Consider the following 16260-nt stretch of genomic DNA (forward strand, 5'->3'; position numbering starts at 1 on the left):
CATATTATATCACAATTTGTAAAGGCTCGTCTATGAGAAATCAAAAAAATCCCGATTTTACGGGATTTTACTTTAATTTCATCAGGGATTATTCTTGTGAGGAAATTTCATTAGAGTTTTCTTCACCTTCTTTTATTTTCATTCTTAATAAGAACACGGCAGCAATAATCCATAAAACAAGCGAAACAAATATAATAACCCAAGCAAAGATTCCTGCAATCAGTGTTAAAATTGCTGCTGCATTGCTCAAATTGAATCTTCTATTTTGGCGAAGTAAAATAATCGCAAGGACAAATGTTGCTATTCCCACAAACCCAATAATAATTTTGATAAACATAGCAGGGCCAGAATTTGCTGCATTAAATCCGGCTTCAAAGCTGTTTGAACCAGTTGAATTGAGTGCTTGCGATAGTGAAGCCATTGAAACGATGGTTGAAAGCACAACCAAGGCAGCACCAATGATGTTAAGAATCCCCGTCACTTTGACAAGATTCTTCATGCTTTTTTCAGTCATAATAAAAATTCCTTTTCTTTTTATCATAACATATTTTTTACGTTATTTACAAATATTTATCGTAAATGTCTATCTGATTGATGAACGAATTGGTTTTCGACCAAAATTTTGTTCTTCAAATTGAACATTTCCTAATTGATAAATTTCATCAGCTTTCTGTGTCAAGTTGTCCCATGGGTTTTGCCCAATTTTACTGATAATTTTTCCCCGATTTTGAGCTAAAATTTCTTGACCAGTTTTTGAAAAGCCTAGCACATGAATTTGTTCTGGTAAATCAAACTGCTTTGGAATATTTAACAAAATATAAGTTAAAAGCCTACGAACACGCGCTTTCGTATAACGTTTGGTATAAACTTGTTCGACCAATTCATCAAGATTTTTAGCAGATTTGACCGCCTTTTTTAAGCGGACAGAAAGTTCTTGATTGACTTGAAAAATATTTTCCAAGTGCTCATCAACTCGAATTTTATATTGCAGAAGTGGAAAATAAGCTGCCCAATTAGTTTTTGGACTTGCATAAGTCGCTAAAATGGCTGACGGAACATGATTTTTTATTGCTGACAAGTCTGTCAGCACCGATTTATTACTGACAGATTGATTAGTTTGCTCTGTCAGTAAATTTTGCCTTTCTGTCAGTGAAAATAACTCCTGACGGAGTGCGGTTGCACTAGCAAATCCTTCTGTCAGCTCTAGTGAATGAAATTTTCCGACGCGTTTAATCGCTTGTAAATTAATTTGTTTACCTGCCGCTGCTTTAGCATAGGCAAGAGCTAAGACGTGATTTGGTGTGTTCCCGTCAAATTCAATTCCCGTAAAATGCTGCCACATTTTTTGAGTTTTTTCAGGGTAGGAAAACTGGTCAGCTAATGATTGAATGTAACTTTCCATTTCCTCCCCTCTTTTTTCATAAATATCAGCAATTTCATTATAATCAATTGCTGATTCTGAACCAAAAGCCAGGTCAGTAATTCCAAGATTTTTTAAAATAGCCACAGCACCACTTGCAAAAAAATCAGCTGCCTGTACCGAAACAGTGACAGGTAATTCAACCACTAAATCAGCACCACAAGCTAAAGCCATTTGTGCTCTCGTCCATTTATCAAAAATAGCAGGCTCACCTCGCTGCATCCAATTCCCTGACATGGCTACTATTTTTATGCCCTCAATCTGGTCCAAAAGATATTCATGTCCCTTATGAAATGGATTAAATTCGGCAATAATTCCTGTAATCTTATTCATTTTCTACCTCTAAAAAAATCTGTCAGTAACTGACAGAAATATTTTTTCGATTATTTTTTACAGACAAAGAACCAACGCGCACTTTCTTCGCTCGGCGCCTCGTCAGTAAAATCTGCACAGACCATCGCTTCTTTAAAGCCAGCAGTTGCCAAGCGTGCGAGATAATCGTCGATTGGATAAGTCCGTTCTTCATGAACTTCGTCTTTTCGTGTAAATTTCCCATCAGAACCCTGAATGAAAAAACTTAATTCATGGACAATAGAATGTGGAACTTCTCCTCCAAATGAGTCCCATAAAAAAGCAAAATCTTCCGCATTTTCATGGTAAGAGTAATTGGGGAAAACTTCATCTACTTGATAAGTTGAATGCACATCAAAAATAAAAGTTCCACCTTCATTTAGTATTTCAAAAACACCATCAAACGTAGCTTGTAATTCATCCAAATTTTCCAAATAGCAAAGTGAGTCAGAATAGCAAGTTACCGCATCAAATTTTCCAAGTCCAGAAAGTTCGCGCATATCCCCAGCAGTAAAATCAAGTTGATAACCAGCTTGTCGAGCTTTTTTACTGGCCAAAGTTAACATTTCTTCAGAAATATCAAGTCCAGTCACTTTGTAGCCTTCTTGGGCCAAACGAACTGATAAAGCACCAGAGCCACAAGCTAATTCAAAAACTGATTTTGTTTCTTTTGGTAAATGTCTTTTTGTAAAATCAAGCCATTGCTCATAAAGTTCTTGGTCCATGACCTGATCATAGACTCTCGAAAAATCTTCGTAAAATGCCATTTCAGCCCTTTCTAGAATTACTGACAGCTCTTTTAATAGGGCTGTCAGTAAATTTTAAAATAAATAAGAGCTCTGTCAGTAAGACCGACAAAGCTATTAATTATTCAGCCATAAATCCAGAAATATCTACCATTGGTGCATCAGACCAAAGTTTTTCTAAATTAAAGTGTCCACGTTCATCATGGCCAAAGACACTGACTACGATATCACCAAGGTCAATCAAAACCCAACCTGTTTTTGCATCGCCTTCAATATGACCTGCTGCTTTTGCTCCAGCAAGTTCAGCCGCTTCAGCAATATTATCAGCAATTGCATCTAACTGACGGCTATTCATTGCTTCCATGATCACAAAATAATCTGCAACAAATGTCACTTCAGACATATCTAAGGCCACAATATCAAGTGCTTTTTTATCATCGGCTGCTTTTACAACCACTTCAAGTAATTTTTTTGAATCCAATTCTTTCCTCCGAGACTTTTTGCCTCTTTTTATTCATTAAAAATCTTTTTAAGATTTATTATTCATTTTCTCTAGATCCTTTACAATCAAATGTAAAAACTAGACCCACTTATTTTAACATAAAAAGTTACAGCAACCAAAAGTTGCCTGTTATATTCATTATTTTTAGAGAAATTTTAAAAAACGCTTCTGTGAATGATTACTGGTATAACCTTGATGTTCATAAAATTGATGCGCCTCATGCCTTTGCACTCCGGAGTTCAGTCTAATAACTTTAATCTCTCTCGCTTTAGCCTTTTCTTCTAAGGCATTAAGTAATTGAGCACCAATTCCCTGTCCTTGATTTTTTTCATCCACAACTAAACCTAAGACATTTAGCATCACTTGTTCAGCATAAACCGGAGCATAAATTTCTGCTTCGATGAAAGCTGTCACTCTTTCTCCCAATTCAAAAACAAGAAATTCATGGTCAGCATCTTTTAAAATACGTGCAAGATTTTTCTTGACAGCCGCTTCAGAAATTGGATAACCAAGTACTCCAGAAAGGCGAGCAATGTCAAGATAATCTTTCATTTCAGCTTTTCTAATCATTCATTTTCCTCTGTTCATAATAAGCAGTTTATCTCTAACGATATTTCAAGACAAATAACCAATAAAAGCATTATAGGCTTCAAAAGTTTGAGGATAAATGGTCAAACGACGTTCTGCCAAATACTCAACCAAACGCATGGTTTCAAAAGCAACTGCTTGATTTAAATCTTGATTAGCAACGGCACGGGCTTCAATGACCCCAGGAAATGTTCGACCTTCCTCAATGTAATCTGCTACATACAACACCTTAGCCAAACCAGACATTTCTTTATCTCCGACCGTATGAATCTCAATCGCCCTTAAAATTTCTTCATCTTCAAGTCCGAAATCTTCACGCATTTTATAAATTCCGACTTTTCCATGCCAAATATTATTATCCCAATTTTTCAAATCAGCATCTAAGCCATATTTATCAATCAAGGCTAGAAAAGTTTCATCATCCACTTCTTTACAATAGTCATGTAAAAGTCCAGCTAAACTTGCTTTATGCGGGTCAACTTCATATTTTTGCGCTAACGCAATTGCTGCTTTTTCCACACCGAGCATATGTTCAAAACGTGATTTTTTGACCATGCTAGCAATTTTCGCTAACAAATCCTCTCTTGATAAATTCACTTCTGGATAAAAGTCAAACATATAAGCCTTCTTTCAAAATGTAATCTAAAACCTTCGGTGCCAAAAGAAAATGTGGTTTAATTCCACGGTGCAATTGTTCCCGAATCAAATTTCCAGAAATATCCATCATTGGAACATCCACCCACATAATCGGATAAGAAGTTCCTGCCCGATAACGAGGCCTACGAATCCCAACGAATTGAACTAATTCTAATAACTCATCAATATGTGCCCAATGAGCTAAACCAGAAATCATGTCACCACCGATAATAAAATAAAAATCACAATCTGGATTTTCTTCATGAAGCTCAAGTACCGTTTGATAAATATCAGCGCCATCTTTAGCTTTCAGGCGACAAGCGTCTACTTCTAAACCAGGACAATCTTCAATAGCTGCGGTCAGCATAGCTGCAACATGCCCGTCAGTATTATGTTCTGGTAAAAAGACAACTTTTTCCAAATTAAGTTCTTGGCGCACTTGGTCAGCAATTGTCAAATGGCCAACATGAACAGGATTAAAATTACCCCAAAAAAGTCCGATTGCCCGTCGTTTCTCGTCTTCTTTAGCTTTTAATTCTACCTTTGTAAAAGGAGTCAATAAATCTATTGCCATTTGTTCACCCATTATATCTTAGTCTTTGATTATTTTTTAGAACACTTTATTTCCCAATATTTTTAACTTCAACCGAAATTTTGCGATTTTCTTTGCGGTCAGAAACTTTAAACACAATGAGATTTCGACCGATGATTTGAACCACATCAAGTCCCATTTCTTCAATTGCTTCTGCCACATCTGTTGCCACTTCATCTGAGTTTTGTAAAATATTAACTTTGATTAGTTCACGTGCATCAGCAGCATTACGAATGCTTGTCAAAATTTCATTAGACAAACCACTTTTGCCAATTTGAACAATTGGTTTAATATTAACTGCCAAGCTACGCAAGTAGCGTTTTTGTTTTCCGTTCATTTCCATGATTTAATTTTTCCTATTTCTATTTTTAAAATTTCCGGCAACCTTTAGTTATTGGGTAATTTCCAACTCAATTCAGGCGCAATCAATCCTTTAATCAGATATCCTTTTTCACCCTCAACCACTGATTGCACCAAGGCACTTTTTCGTAATTCAGGTAACTGATAGGCTTTTTCGTAAGGTAACTCTAACTCAAAAGCATCAAAAAGTTCATGTAATTTTTCCAAAATTGCTGTTTTCAGCCATTGCACGCCACTTTCAGATTTAATTGAGAGTTGTAAACTTGGCGATAAAGTTGGCAAGAAATCACTTGGTGCTATATCCATTTTATTATAAACATTCAGCACAGGAATATTGGTAAGCTTCAAATCTTCCATGATTTTCAAAACTGTTTGTTCATGAATTTCGTGATGAGGGTTGCTGGCATCCACAACATGAATCAGTAAATCAACATTAGCTGATTCTTCTAGTGTTGATTTGAATGCTTTAATCAGCTCTGTTGGCAGGTTTTGGATAAAACCGACAGTATCGGTCAGTGACACCGTAAAATCTTCAACCAGTTTAACTGCTTTTGTTGTGGCATCCAAAGTCGCAAAAAGTTCATTTTGCTCATATTGTTCTTTATCAAGCCCAACTAAAGCATTCATAATGCTGGATTTTCCGGCATTGGTGTAACCAATTAAACCAATCCGAAAAATTCCTGATTTCGAGCGTTTTTGACGAATATTTTCCCTTGTTTTTTCAACTTTTTTGAGGGCTTTATCAATGTTTTCAATTCGAGTGCGAATATAACGTCGATCTGTTTCAAGCTTGGTTTCACCCGGCCCTTTAGAACCAATTCCCCCACCTTGACGGCTGAGCATAATCCCTTGTCCCACCAAACGAGGCAAAAGATAATTGAGCTGGGCTTCTTCAACTTGAAGCATTCCTTCATGCGAGCGCGCACGCATAGCAAAAATATCCAAAATCAATTGCATTCTATCGATGACTTTGACACCCAAAGCTTCTTCTAAATTGACATTTTGCCTTGGTGATAAGCGATCATTGAAAATAACCGTATCAATTTCACCCACTTCAATCGCCCAACGCATTTGTTCTAATTTTCCAGAACCAATCATTGTCCGACTATCTGGACGTTCTCTTTTTTGAGTGAATTGGTCAATAACCAAGCCGCCAGCTGTTTTTGTCAGTTCAGCAAGTTCAATCATTGATGACTCAAAAGCCTGAAAATTTTCAGCTGTTTCCACTCCTGCAAGGAGAACTCTTTCTTGTTTTTCTTCTAAATCTATCAAATTTTTAGTAAAATTTTCCTTTTTTATTTTTGTCAGCTGAGTTTAGACTAAAATTGTTATGGAGTCAAACTCTGCTCATTTATTTATTCAGCTGTCACAATTCTTTTGATTTGAGAATTTACTGACAGATTTTTCAGCTCGTCAGCAAAGAATGTCGGGAAAGCTTTGTAATTTTTATACTCAGCAATTGGAATCCATTTCAAAAATTCTTTGCTACCATCAGTCCCAAAACTCTCCGATTTTACTGACAGATTTTCTGTCAGTGGTTTCATCAGAAAATAAAAACTCAATTCATGACAATTGACCTTATTTAAAAAATCACTTTCCTGACCTGTAAAAAAATTTTCATGGATAAAAGCTAATCTTTCGATTTCAAGTTGTAAACCAGTTTCCTCATAAAGCTCACGCAGACAAGCCTTCTCGGCCGTTTCACCCAGTTGCACGGCACCACCAACCGAATAATAATAATCATTGTGGTCATTGCCAACCATCAAAACAGCATCATCTTTAATAATAATTCCAGCTGCCCGATATCGAAACCACTGATTATTACGCGTAAAACCAATATCCTGACTAGTCTCTTCCATTTTAATTCTCCAAGATTTTACTGACAGAAATTCTGTCAGTAATTTTACAAGACAAACTGTGAATATTCTTTACCCAATCAAAGCCTTACGAACAACTACATCCACACCTTCTGGCACCCAAGCTGCCACAACTGCTTTTTGTGGCACACGAACCCAGCCGAGACCAGAAAAGACAATATCCGATTTGTCAGTAATTTTAAACTCACGACGAACCAATTTAGCACCAACTAAAGCAGGAGCCAAGAGTTCTCCTTTATGCTTTTCATAAAATTCAGTTGCACCTTCAAGTTTCGTCCGATGAACATTGATTTCATTGTCAAAATAAGCCGTCATTCCTTGACGTTCGCCACTTATAAAATCAAAACGTGCCAAACCACCAAAGAACAATGTTTGTTCAGGATTGAGCTGATAAGTTTTCGGCTTAATTTCTTTACGCGGTGACACGTATTTCAAATCTTCTGGTTCCAAATAATGAGCCATTTGCCCACGGTGAATAATCCCCGGTGTGTCAATCAATGCCGAATCTTCATCAAGCGGAATTTCAATCTTATCAAGGGTTGTCCCAGGGAAACGTGAAGTTGTAATCACATCCTCAGAACCTGAAGCTGATTTAATAATTGCATTAATCAAAGTTGATTTACCAACATTCGTTACCCCAACCACATAGACATCACGCCCACGGCGGTAGTATTCAATAGCTTCCATCAATTCAGCCACATCATCTTTATTTTGAGCCGAGGTCACTAAAATATCTTTAGGTTTAAGCGAACGTGAAGCCGCTTGTTCTGTCAACCAAGCAGTTAATTTCCCGACTTTTAGTGATTTTGGTAAAACATCACGTTTATTGGCAACCATGAGTAAATCATTTCCACCAGTCAATTTATGAAGGTTAGGAATCAAAGAGCCGTTAAAGTCAAAAATATCAACCACATTGACAATCAAAGCATCATGTTGACCAATTTCTTTAAGTAAACGCAAAAAATCTGCATCCGTCAAACTTGTCGGTGCAATCTCATTATAATGACGCAAGCGGAAACAACGCTGACAGTATAAATCCTCAGTTTTGATAGAAGCTTCGCTTCCCTCATCTCCAGCCTGAACAGCTTCCATTTGGTCGCGTTCAGCTATTTTTTTCTTCAAAGCACCCGCAGGCAAAAAGCCAAGTGCATTTTTATCCTCAGTTTGAATTTTTGCACCACAACCAATACAGTACAAATCTTCCATTGTATTTTCATTTTCAATCATATTGCTTATTATACCACATTTCAACAGCATTTTTAGCCTTTTTTCCTATAATAAAAGACCTATTTTTATCATCTTTTTACTGACAAATTTTTCTGTCAGTAAATTTCAAAATAAAAAAGAGAACGACAACTTGTCAATTCCCTTTTTTTACTGGCAGAATTATTGTCAGTAATTTTTATTGTACAGAATAGTTAGGTGCTTCTTTAGTAATTTGTACATCATGCGGATGTGATTCTTTCAAACCAGCACCAGACATTTCGATAAATTGTGCTGAATCATGCAAAGCAGTAATATCAGCCGCACCAGTATATCCCATTCCTGCTTTCAAACCGCCAAGCATTTGGAAAACGATATCTGTCGCTGTTCCTTTATAAGCCACACGTCCTTCAATTCCCTCTGGAACAAGTTTGTTAGCTTCATTAACAGCCCCTTGGAAATAACGGTCTTTAGAACCTTTTTTCATTGCTGCCAAGCTACCCATTCCACGGTAAGTTTTAAACTTACGACCTTGGAAGATTTCAAATTCACCAGGAGATTCGTCAGTACCTGCAAGCATTGAACCAAGCATAACAGCGTCTCCACCAGCAGCAAGCGCCTTAACAATATCACCAGAATATTTAATCCCACCATCAGCGATGATTGTTTTACCAAATTCACGCGCCACATTTGCCGCATCATAAATGGCTGTAATTTGCGGAACACCTACACCAGCAACAACACGAGTCGTACAGATAGAACCAGGACCAATCCCAACTTTAACCACATCAACACCAGCTTCAAACAAAGCACGAGCACCCTCACCAGTAGCAATATTACCAGCAATCAAAGTACGGTCTGGGAAATGATTACGGATTTCACGGATTTTACGTAAAACACCAGCTGAATGTCCATGAGCCGTATCAATAACAATCGCATCAGCCCCTGCAGCGAACAAAGCTTCCGCACGCTCAAAAGTATCAGAAGATACACCAACTGCTCCAGCAACAAGCAAACGACCTTGCTCATCTTTAGCAGCATTTGGGAATTCAATCACCCGTTCAATATCTTTAATTGTAATCAAACCAGCCAATTTACCAGCTTCATCAACCAAAGGTAATTTTTCAATTTTATGCTCTTGCAAAATACGAGCAGCTGTATCTAAAGTTGTTCCAACCGGAGCAGTAATCAGATTTTCAGAAGTCATCATATTTTTGATTTGTTGATTATAATCCGTAATAAAACGCAAATCACGGTTAGTAATAATCCCTACCAATTTACGATTTTCAAGCGTATCAACGATTGGTACACCAGAAATTCGGTAAGTTGCCATCAAGTTTTCAGCTTCTTCAATTTTATGATTTGGAGTCAAGAAAAACGGATCTGTAATAACACCAGATTCTGAACGTTTCACTTTATGAATTTCTTCAGCTTGTTCCTCAACAGACATATTTTTATGAACTACACCAAGTCCACCTTGACGCGCCATTGAAATAGCCATTTTTGAGTCAGTTACAGTATCCATGGCAGCAGAGATAATTGGAATATTCAAAGTCAAATTTTTAGCCAACTTTGTCTTCATACTCACCTCATTTGGTAAAACATGAGACTCTGCTGGAATCAGCAATACATCATCAAAAGTAAATCCCTTTTTCAAAAACTTAGTTTCCCAGTTTGACATCGAAAATATTCCTCCATTATCGTGCTATATATAAGCAATATAGCTATATTTCTATGGCATTCGCCAATTTTTTATTTTTACTATTCTACCACTATTCCCAAAGCATTTCAACAGTAGAAAACAGATTAAATAAAAAATATGCAAAATTTAAACTCATAATTACCTTATTATTTCATAAACTCGCCTTAAATATGGTAACATATATTATACAGGGTAAAAAAATACTGTTTAAAATTACATCTAAAACCCAAAGAAAACATTTTCATTAAAATGTTAGTTATTTTTTACTAAAACGCAACAAAGCTTTGTTGTCCTCATTGTAAAATATTATATGAAACCATTTATTTTTCATCCACATAAAGGAAAGCTGAAAATTTAGAAATGAAACTGAAAAAATCCCACATTATTCCCCTAATTCTATTGTCAGGGCTATTAATCGCCAAACCAGTATTTGCTGAAGATAATGTTAGTCAAGATGACCATCCAATGGGCTACTACATCAAACAAGAGCAAGAGGCCCTCCTCGCCCAAAAGAACCTTCCTGCACCACAAACACAGGTTGCTCCAGCAACTCCAGAGGAGGATGAGTCTGAAAATACTGTAACCCCTACCCAAACTTTACCTTCTTCAGCTATTCATGTCCGTATGCTCTCGACTGCTGCTCCCATGCTAAATTCTAACACAAGCTCTCTACCTAGGCGTGATGCCGTTGATATTTCCAGCTACCAAAATTGGATGAATCAAGCCGATTTTTATGCTCTAAGATCGGCTGGTGTTAAGACAATCGTTGTAAAATTAACAGAAGGAGAAAATTACACTAATCCTTACGCTAAAAGTCAAATTAATATGGCTAAAACGGCTGGGTTGACTATCGCCACTTATCACTTCGTAAGTGATCCAACACGTATCCAGTACGAAGCCGCATACTACGCTAAGACTGCAAAAACACTTGGTCTCTCTAGTAATACTGTTATGATTGAAGACGCTGAAGCTCCCTCTACCGCTTATAATTGGACAAACGTTTCAATCGTTTTTAAAAATACCATGGCTAGCCATGGTTTCCATAATATTCGTTACTATACTAGCCAAAGTTGGATAACGTCCGGTGTTATAAATACTTCAACTCTTGGAGCTAAGAACATGTGGGTAGCACAATATCCACCCGGGACACCCAGTACTTATGCTGCAATGTGGAAAAACTCAAATACAATAAACTCCGCTTACGGCGCTTGGCAGTATACCAGCGAAATGCGTTTCAAAGGTGGAACAGCAAATCTTTTAAATAATGACTTAGATACTTCAATTGACTATAATAATATCTTCGGTGCTCCTTCACAAAACTTACAAGATGTCTATCGTCTCTACAATGCCAACACAGGTGAACATTTTTATACATTAAATTTTGCCGAAAAAACTAATCTTCAAAATGTTGGTTGGCGTTACGAAGGAATCGGTTGGCTTTCTTCCTCAACTGGTTCACCCGTTTATCGAGTTTATAATCCTAATGCAAAAGGTGGAGACCATTATTACACCATGAGCAAATATGAAGCACAGCAACTCGTTAGCAAAGGTTGGCGTTGGGACAATAATGGAGGAGCAGCTTTTTACTCAAATGGTTCCAAAAATCTCTATGTTGCCTACAACCCAAATGCTTCTTCAGGATCACACAACTACACCACAAATTCCTATGAACAAGACAACCTCCTCAGACTTGGTTGGAAGTATGGTGCAGTCGCGTGGAAAGTTAATTAAAATAAAAAAACTAAGAAAATTTTCTTAGTTTTTTTATATTTTATTGATATTTTATATACCATGCCGACTATAGATAATAGATTCCAAACAAGGTCGCAAATAGCAAAATAATATTAGAAACTATGGCCAGCATAGCCGAGAGCCAGAGTACTGCTTGTCCAGAAACGACCTGTAATCGTATCTTTGAACTCGCTAAAGCCAAGGCTAGTACCAGAAGGAAAGGAGTAAAATAACGTCCCTGTTGCCCATAAATTGAACCCATTATTACACTACGAGGCGCTGGAGCATATCCACCTCCCTGAAATGTCAAAAAGCCATGATAAACTCCTAGAAAATTAATAAAGAAGATAGCTATTGCTCCTAACCCAACCCATTTAGAAATAGGGTACTTATCAACGAGCATTGACAGTAAAATAATAACATACCAAGCTCCAGCAACCCAATAAGGCATATAATTATAACTTGGATAAGGTGACGCAAGTAACCCTAAGAATATATTATTCATTGAAAGACTTGGGGACAAATTTACTGAAAAATTAATAATAATACGATAAATTGAAAAAATCAAGCTAGGTTTTATCGTAAAAATAATTCCCATAGCAATAATTATAAACCCTAAGATAACCATGGAAAAAATCCATAATTTCCTACCCCTAAATTCAAAATGAATTTTTCTTTTATCTTTAAATTTTTCAAATACTAAAATAAATAATACCAAAGGAAAAAGTAGTAATAGTAATTTTACATTAGTTTTTGCCCCAAGCACTATCAAAACAGAAACAATCCCAATAGAGGCTATCCTCTTCCATGTAATCTGCTTCGTTACAAGTAAATTTGTAGTAATTAAAAAAACAAGCAGAGCAAGTAGATATGAAAACGTATCATAAGTTAGACTTGCCAATGTCCCAGCAATAACTGGAGTCAAAGATAAAGCAAAAACAACCAATTTACCTTTTTGGATTTTTTTAATAATTAAACAAATTATAAAACTTGAAATTATACTTGAAAATAAACGTCCTACAACGATCATTACCCCAGCAGAAGGGTAGATATGGTATCCTATCCACACACCTATTGCTGGTATCAAGTGACCTAAAAAATTAGAACTCAATACTGGGGGAATACTATTTGTTCGAGGAATATTTTGAATGGGCATTTTGACAATTTTATTTTCAAAATACTGTTCAAAATGATTTCCTCGTTGATAAGCCGATTTTTGAACATTCAACCCTGTCCCAACAGGCTCTCCATAAGCTGAGAGGTCATTACTTAGATGTACCATATTTGTACTTACCGAATAATGCCACTGACCATCTGGTTCACTAAATAAAGGCATACCAACGGAGAGAATAATTCCAATCACCACCGCTAAAACAAAGTAAATTTTATGAATTTTATTTTCTAAAATTTCTTTTTTATCGATTTTTTTATTTATTCTTTTTTTCATTATTCTCCTCACACAAACTTAATAACTAAAATAATTGTTAATAAGATAACACAAATAGCAATGAAAGAAGCAATGAGAATATTTCTAAGTAAAGTTCCTTTTTTCATAGGAGAATCACTGACAAGTAAGGCATTATATTCATTTAGTCCAGAAGAAAAATCTGGGATTAAACTATTCAATGATGGAATCGGAGCACTCGCATTAGATATTGAACTCTTCACCAAAAAAGTACCATTTGGAGAAACGAAATTTTCATAATCAATTTTAAAATCATGAACTTTATCTTTTATTGTAAATCCCTTAGCCTCAGTTATTTGATACAAAGAATAATTGTATCCTTTGCTTAAACCGTAAAGTTGAATCAGAGAATGATTAATCTCTTCACTTCTTTTTGCGTTAAAGTTAAAGCGATTCAGATCAAGAGGAATGTCAGTTTCCCCAAATCCAATAATATATCTCTGTCCTCCCGTGATTACTTTACCATTTATTGGCCCATCACTCTCTATATTCTCTACCTCTCCCCAACTATTGTCTTGTAGATAAACTTCTTTTTTCCCTTTGTCTTCACGAGTCAACAGATACTCTGCACCACTGGCCAAACTATCAGTTTTTCCATTGACCATCGCAAAATTTATTCCTGAAGTGACCAGCTTAGGCGTGGTTGCAGTATCTACTCCACTTCCCATTTGACTAGTAACAGCAGTCATACCTAGATTTAATGGTGGAAGTGAAAAGTTCGAAATCAATCCCATATTCATATGAGCTTTTATTACCACTATAATATCACTTGTTAAATTTTTATCGAATCCAATTGTTGCAACAACCATAGGTTGAGAATTATTAGAAGGAGACGGATTAAAAGCCACCTTATTAGTATTTAAAATTGCACTTAAATTATCAGTTACTACAGAATCTATCTCCAATTGAGAATTTGCTGGAATGGTTATATTAACTGTATTGGTAGATTGAGCAAGTTTCTTATTGATAAGTAAATGATATTCAATACCCTGATTCAAAGAAATAACATAACTTTCAAAATTTGTCTTTTGGGTAGAATAATTTCCTTCCAAGCTAAACTTTAGATTTTTGCTTGTGTTTCCTAAATCAATACTTAACTTTTGAGGATTGGAGTTAATTTCAACCAGCTTAACATAGTTCAAATTAGCATCTAGTATTGCTGTTAGCCCTGGGCTTAAAAAAGTTTCAGCTATTCCACTTTGATTGGTAAATTTGTTTGTTATTTTTCCTGGTTGGTAGAAAGGAATAGGTGATACTTTGTTTCCTTCCATATCCTTGTTTAATTCGTCAATCACTGCTTGACCATTAGAAACTAAAATACTAGTAATAATTCTTTTGGCATCTACTTCATTATTTTTAATATTTAAACCAAATTTTAGTCCATTTTCAAAAATGATAACATTATCTTCAACATTCATCCATGTTGGAGCATTTTGTAAAAAATCTTTCCATGTGCTACTTTCAAGAAATTGCTGTGAAAATTCTCCACTCTCTATTTCCTTTAATGCCATTTCGACATTCAAGGCATTGTACGAAGTGTTGATAACTGGTACCCCATTATTTTTTACCAATATTTTAGTCAATACATCTTCTGATTGTTTAGCCGATACGTTAATTGGAGTTACTGCTCCCAAAATCAGAATAAAACTAGCAATAAAAAAAAGGAAAGTTAGTTTAAAATCTTTACCTTTGAAAACTTTTCGAGTGCTTTCGATCATTATATTATTCCCCTATCGAAAATTTTCATTTTATATTTTGCTTTTCTTGATATAATTTCCAAAGATCTTCCTTTATTTTTGATGAAGATGTCTTACCTCTTGGAAAATACATTGTTTTGAGATTAGGAAATTGTTCTTTTAAGACATCGAATTTTCCTCTCCAATCATCTCCCATCGCAAAAACATCTACATCAAACATATCAATATAAAGTGCTTTATCTTCCCAAGATTGCTCTGGAACTACCAAGTCAACATATCTTATAGCCTCCAAGATATATTTTCTTGTATCATACTCTTGGTAAGAAACTTTTTGTTTTTCACTCCAATTGAACTCATCTGTAGACAACATAACAATCAGACGATCTCCAAGATTACGTGCATTTTTTAATAAATTAATGTGACTTTCATGCAAAATATCAAAGGTACCAGCGACCATTACAATTTTTTCTTTTTCTTTCAAAACTCTCTCCTATAATTTATACTTGTTTTTCCAATAACGATAAATCAGCCAACCAAATAAAAGATTAGTTATTACTAACCCTGATTGTCCACTCTCATGTACAATTTCAGATAGCTTTTTTTTTGCAAAAAATCCATAAGCTGTATAAAGAAGAGTATTTTGTAGCCTCATTTTGAATGAGAACTCCTTAGTCATTGCCAGTTTAGCATTTAACCCTGCTCCAAGAGGATTTTTTATTAATAATTTTCTTCCAGAGTTTGTCAAACCATCTGATAGATACTCTGTAATATAAATAATCTCATTTATGAATAGTGTCCTGGTACCAGAACCAAGCTGTTTCCACAAAATCCCTTCACTCAAAAACTTTTCACCATTAAATTTGGGAAAAGGGTATTTCTTTAACATGTCAGTACGGACAACTTCTGCTTTATCACCACTTATTCCTAAGTTATATCTTACTTTATTTGCATTGTCAATCATTTCATTTTTAGGAAATTTTTTTCCAATAACTTCAGTCTCTGAATAACCCCGAAGAAAAGTTACTCCTACACAGTTATTTTTGTCAGCTTTTTTCCAATATTCTTTTATTGATTTAACCGCATCTACTGTTAAAACGTCATCACTATCAACAATCATAGTCAAATCTGTTGCAATAATATTCACTCCAGAATTAATAGCAATATGTTTTCCTGAATTTTCTTGTTTGATATACTCTATTTTAATTAGATTTTGTCTTATATATTCTGAAATGAGTTCTTCAGTATTATCTGTACTTCCATCATCCACTACAACCCAGGTTAAATCTTTATCTAATTGTCCAATCAAACTTCTATATAGATTGTCTAACGTATACGCTCTATTGTATGTAGGGGTTAAAATAGATAAAGTATAATCCTTTGTGTATTTCAT

The 16260-nt window shown here is 35.5% G+C and carries 17 protein-coding genes; 1 reads left to right on the top strand and 16 read right to left on the bottom strand.

Annotated elements, in window-relative coordinates:
* Nucleotides 1–88 precede the first annotated feature (88 nt).
* The 12 genes from HFD15_RS04505 to guaB all read right to left on the bottom strand — a co-directional run bounded on the left by HFD15_RS04505 (nt 89) and on the right by guaB (nt 9956).
* Nucleotides 89–514, bottom strand: a complete 426-nt coding sequence (locus HFD15_RS04505; RefSeq protein WP_012897058.1) for a hypothetical protein — start codon at nt 512–514, stop codon at nt 89–91.
* 69 nt (nt 515–583) lie between these two features.
* On the bottom strand, nt 584–1753 hold the full coding sequence (locus HFD15_RS04510) for a nucleotidyltransferase (RefSeq protein WP_021723333.1): 1170 nt from the start codon (nt 1751–1753) through the stop codon (nt 584–586).
* A 50-nt stretch (nt 1754–1803) separates the two neighbouring features.
* The gene (locus tag HFD15_RS04515) at nt 1804–2538 is read right to left on the bottom strand and encodes a class I SAM-dependent methyltransferase (RefSeq protein WP_012897056.1); all 735 of its coding nucleotides are present in this window, start codon (nt 2536–2538) and stop codon (nt 1804–1806) included.
* 100 nt (nt 2539–2638) lie between these two features.
* Entirely contained in the window at nt 2639–2998 is a 360-nt protein-coding gene (rsfS, locus tag HFD15_RS04520) for a ribosome silencing factor (protein ID WP_003129832.1), read from the bottom strand.
* Nucleotides 2999–3163: 165 nt separating this feature from the next.
* Nucleotides 3164–3589: a GNAT family N-acetyltransferase gene (locus HFD15_RS04525; RefSeq protein ID WP_021469173.1), complete on the bottom strand. Its 426-nt coding sequence runs from the start codon at nt 3587–3589 to the stop codon at nt 3164–3166.
* A 45-nt stretch (nt 3590–3634) separates the two neighbouring features.
* Nucleotides 3635–4225, bottom strand: a complete 591-nt coding sequence (yqeK, locus tag HFD15_RS04530; RefSeq protein ID WP_017864046.1) for a bis(5'-nucleosyl)-tetraphosphatase (symmetrical) YqeK — start codon at nt 4223–4225, stop codon at nt 3635–3637.
* Nucleotides 4218–4817: a nicotinate-nucleotide adenylyltransferase gene (locus tag HFD15_RS04535; RefSeq protein ID WP_012897052.1), complete on the bottom strand. Its 600-nt coding sequence runs from the start codon at nt 4815–4817 to the stop codon at nt 4218–4220. The genes yqeK and HFD15_RS04535 overlap by 8 nt, the downstream gene beginning before the upstream one ends.
* A gap of 46 nt (nt 4818–4863) precedes the next feature.
* The gene (gene yhbY / locus HFD15_RS04540; RefSeq protein WP_058208246.1) at nt 4864–5178 is read right to left on the bottom strand and encodes a ribosome assembly RNA-binding protein YhbY; all 315 of its coding nucleotides are present in this window, start codon (nt 5176–5178) and stop codon (nt 4864–4866) included.
* Nucleotides 5179–5222: 44 nt separating this feature from the next.
* On the bottom strand, nt 5223–6467 hold the full coding sequence (gene hflX, locus HFD15_RS04545) for a GTPase HflX (RefSeq protein ID WP_010905219.1): 1245 nt from the start codon (nt 6465–6467) through the stop codon (nt 5223–5225).
* An 83-nt stretch (nt 6468–6550) separates the two neighbouring features.
* The gene (locus HFD15_RS04550; RefSeq protein WP_167593304.1) at nt 6551–7054 is read right to left on the bottom strand and encodes an NUDIX hydrolase; all 504 of its coding nucleotides are present in this window, start codon (nt 7052–7054) and stop codon (nt 6551–6553) included.
* Nucleotides 7055–7123: 69 nt separating this feature from the next.
* Nucleotides 7124–8299: a ribosome biogenesis GTPase YqeH gene (yqeH, locus tag HFD15_RS04555; RefSeq protein WP_238785283.1), complete on the bottom strand. Its 1176-nt coding sequence runs from the start codon at nt 8297–8299 to the stop codon at nt 7124–7126.
* A gap of 175 nt (nt 8300–8474) precedes the next feature.
* The gene (gene guaB, locus HFD15_RS04560; RefSeq protein ID WP_003129822.1) at nt 8475–9956 is read right to left on the bottom strand and encodes an IMP dehydrogenase; all 1482 of its coding nucleotides are present in this window, start codon (nt 9954–9956) and stop codon (nt 8475–8477) included.
* A gap of 381 nt (nt 9957–10337) precedes the next feature.
* On the opposite strand from guaB, the gene HFD15_RS04565 reads away from it, so the two are divergent.
* Entirely contained in the window at nt 10338–11708 is a 1371-nt protein-coding gene (locus HFD15_RS04565) for a GH25 family lysozyme (protein WP_167593303.1), read from the top strand.
* Nucleotides 11709–11775: 67 nt separating this feature from the next.
* Here HFD15_RS04565 and HFD15_RS04570 read toward each other — a convergent pair whose 3' ends face one another.
* From HFD15_RS04570 to HFD15_RS04585, 4 genes are all read right to left on the bottom strand, one after another.
* Nucleotides 11776–13155 (bottom strand): DUF2142 domain-containing protein, encoded by a 1380-nt coding sequence (locus HFD15_RS04570; RefSeq protein WP_044009727.1) that lies wholly within the window; start codon nt 13153–13155, stop codon nt 11776–11778.
* Between the two features lie 8 nt (nt 13156–13163).
* Nucleotides 13164–14807: a surface protein gene (locus tag HFD15_RS04575; RefSeq protein ID WP_238785285.1), complete on the bottom strand. Its 1644-nt coding sequence runs from the start codon at nt 14805–14807 to the stop codon at nt 13164–13166.
* A 109-nt stretch (nt 14808–14916) separates the two neighbouring features.
* Nucleotides 14917–15327 (bottom strand): glycerol-3-phosphate cytidylyltransferase, encoded by a 411-nt coding sequence (gene tagD, locus HFD15_RS04580; RefSeq protein WP_032943240.1) that lies wholly within the window; start codon nt 15325–15327, stop codon nt 14917–14919.
* A gap of 33 nt (nt 15328–15360) precedes the next feature.
* On the bottom strand, nt 15361–16260 hold the full coding sequence (locus HFD15_RS04585; protein WP_058208244.1) for a glycosyltransferase family 2 protein: 900 nt from the start codon (nt 16258–16260) through the stop codon (nt 15361–15363).

The organism is Lactococcus sp. EKM203L, assembly GCF_011800585.1.
Lineage (GTDB): Bacteria > Bacillota > Bacilli > Lactobacillales > Streptococcaceae > Lactococcus > Lactococcus lactis.

Bases quoted from the DNA above. Each gene is read 5' to 3' on its own strand.
- HFD15_RS04505 (WP_012897058.1), bottom strand. From the start codon at position 514: ATGACTGAAAAAAGCATGAAGAATCTTGTCAAAGTGACGGGGATTCTT.
- HFD15_RS04510 (WP_021723333.1), bottom strand. From the start codon at position 1,753: ATGAATAAGATTACAGGAATTATTGCCGAATTTAATCCATTTCATAAG.
- HFD15_RS04515 (WP_012897056.1), bottom strand. From the start codon at position 2,538: ATGGCATTTTACGAAGATTTTTCGAGAGTCTATGATCAGGTCATGGAC.
- HFD15_RS04525 (WP_021469173.1), bottom strand. From the start codon at position 3,589: ATGATTAGAAAAGCTGAAATGAAAGATTATCTTGACATTGCTCGCCTT.
- yqeK (WP_017864046.1), bottom strand. From the start codon at position 4,225: ATGTTTGACTTTTATCCAGAAGTGAATTTATCAAGAGAGGATTTGTTA.
- HFD15_RS04535 (WP_012897052.1), bottom strand. From the start codon at position 4,817: ATGGCAATAGATTTATTGACTCCTTTTACAAAGGTAGAATTAAAAGCT.
- yhbY (WP_058208246.1), bottom strand. From the start codon at position 5,178: ATGGAAATGAACGGAAAACAAAAACGCTACTTGCGTAGCTTGGCAGTT.
- HFD15_RS04550 (WP_167593304.1), bottom strand. From the start codon at position 7,054: ATGGAAGAGACTAGTCAGGATATTGGTTTTACGCGTAATAATCAGTGG.
- yqeH (WP_238785283.1), bottom strand. From the start codon at position 8,299: ATGATTGAAAATGAAAATACAATGGAAGATTTGTACTGTATTGGTTGT.
- guaB (WP_003129822.1), bottom strand. From the start codon at position 9,956: ATGTCAAACTGGGAAACTAAGTTTTTGAAAAAGGGATTTACTTTTGAT.
- HFD15_RS04565 (WP_167593303.1), top strand. From the start codon at position 10,338: ATGAAACTGAAAAAATCCCACATTATTCCCCTAATTCTATTGTCAGGG.
- HFD15_RS04570 (WP_044009727.1), bottom strand. From the start codon at position 13,155: ATGAAAAAAAGAATAAATAAAAAAATCGATAAAAAAGAAATTTTAGAA.
- tagD (WP_032943240.1), bottom strand. From the start codon at position 15,327: ATGGTCGCTGGTACCTTTGATATTTTGCATGAAAGTCACATTAATTTA.
- HFD15_RS04585 (WP_058208244.1), bottom strand. From the start codon at position 16,260: ATGAAATACACAAAGGATTATACTTTATCTATTTTAACCCCTACATAC.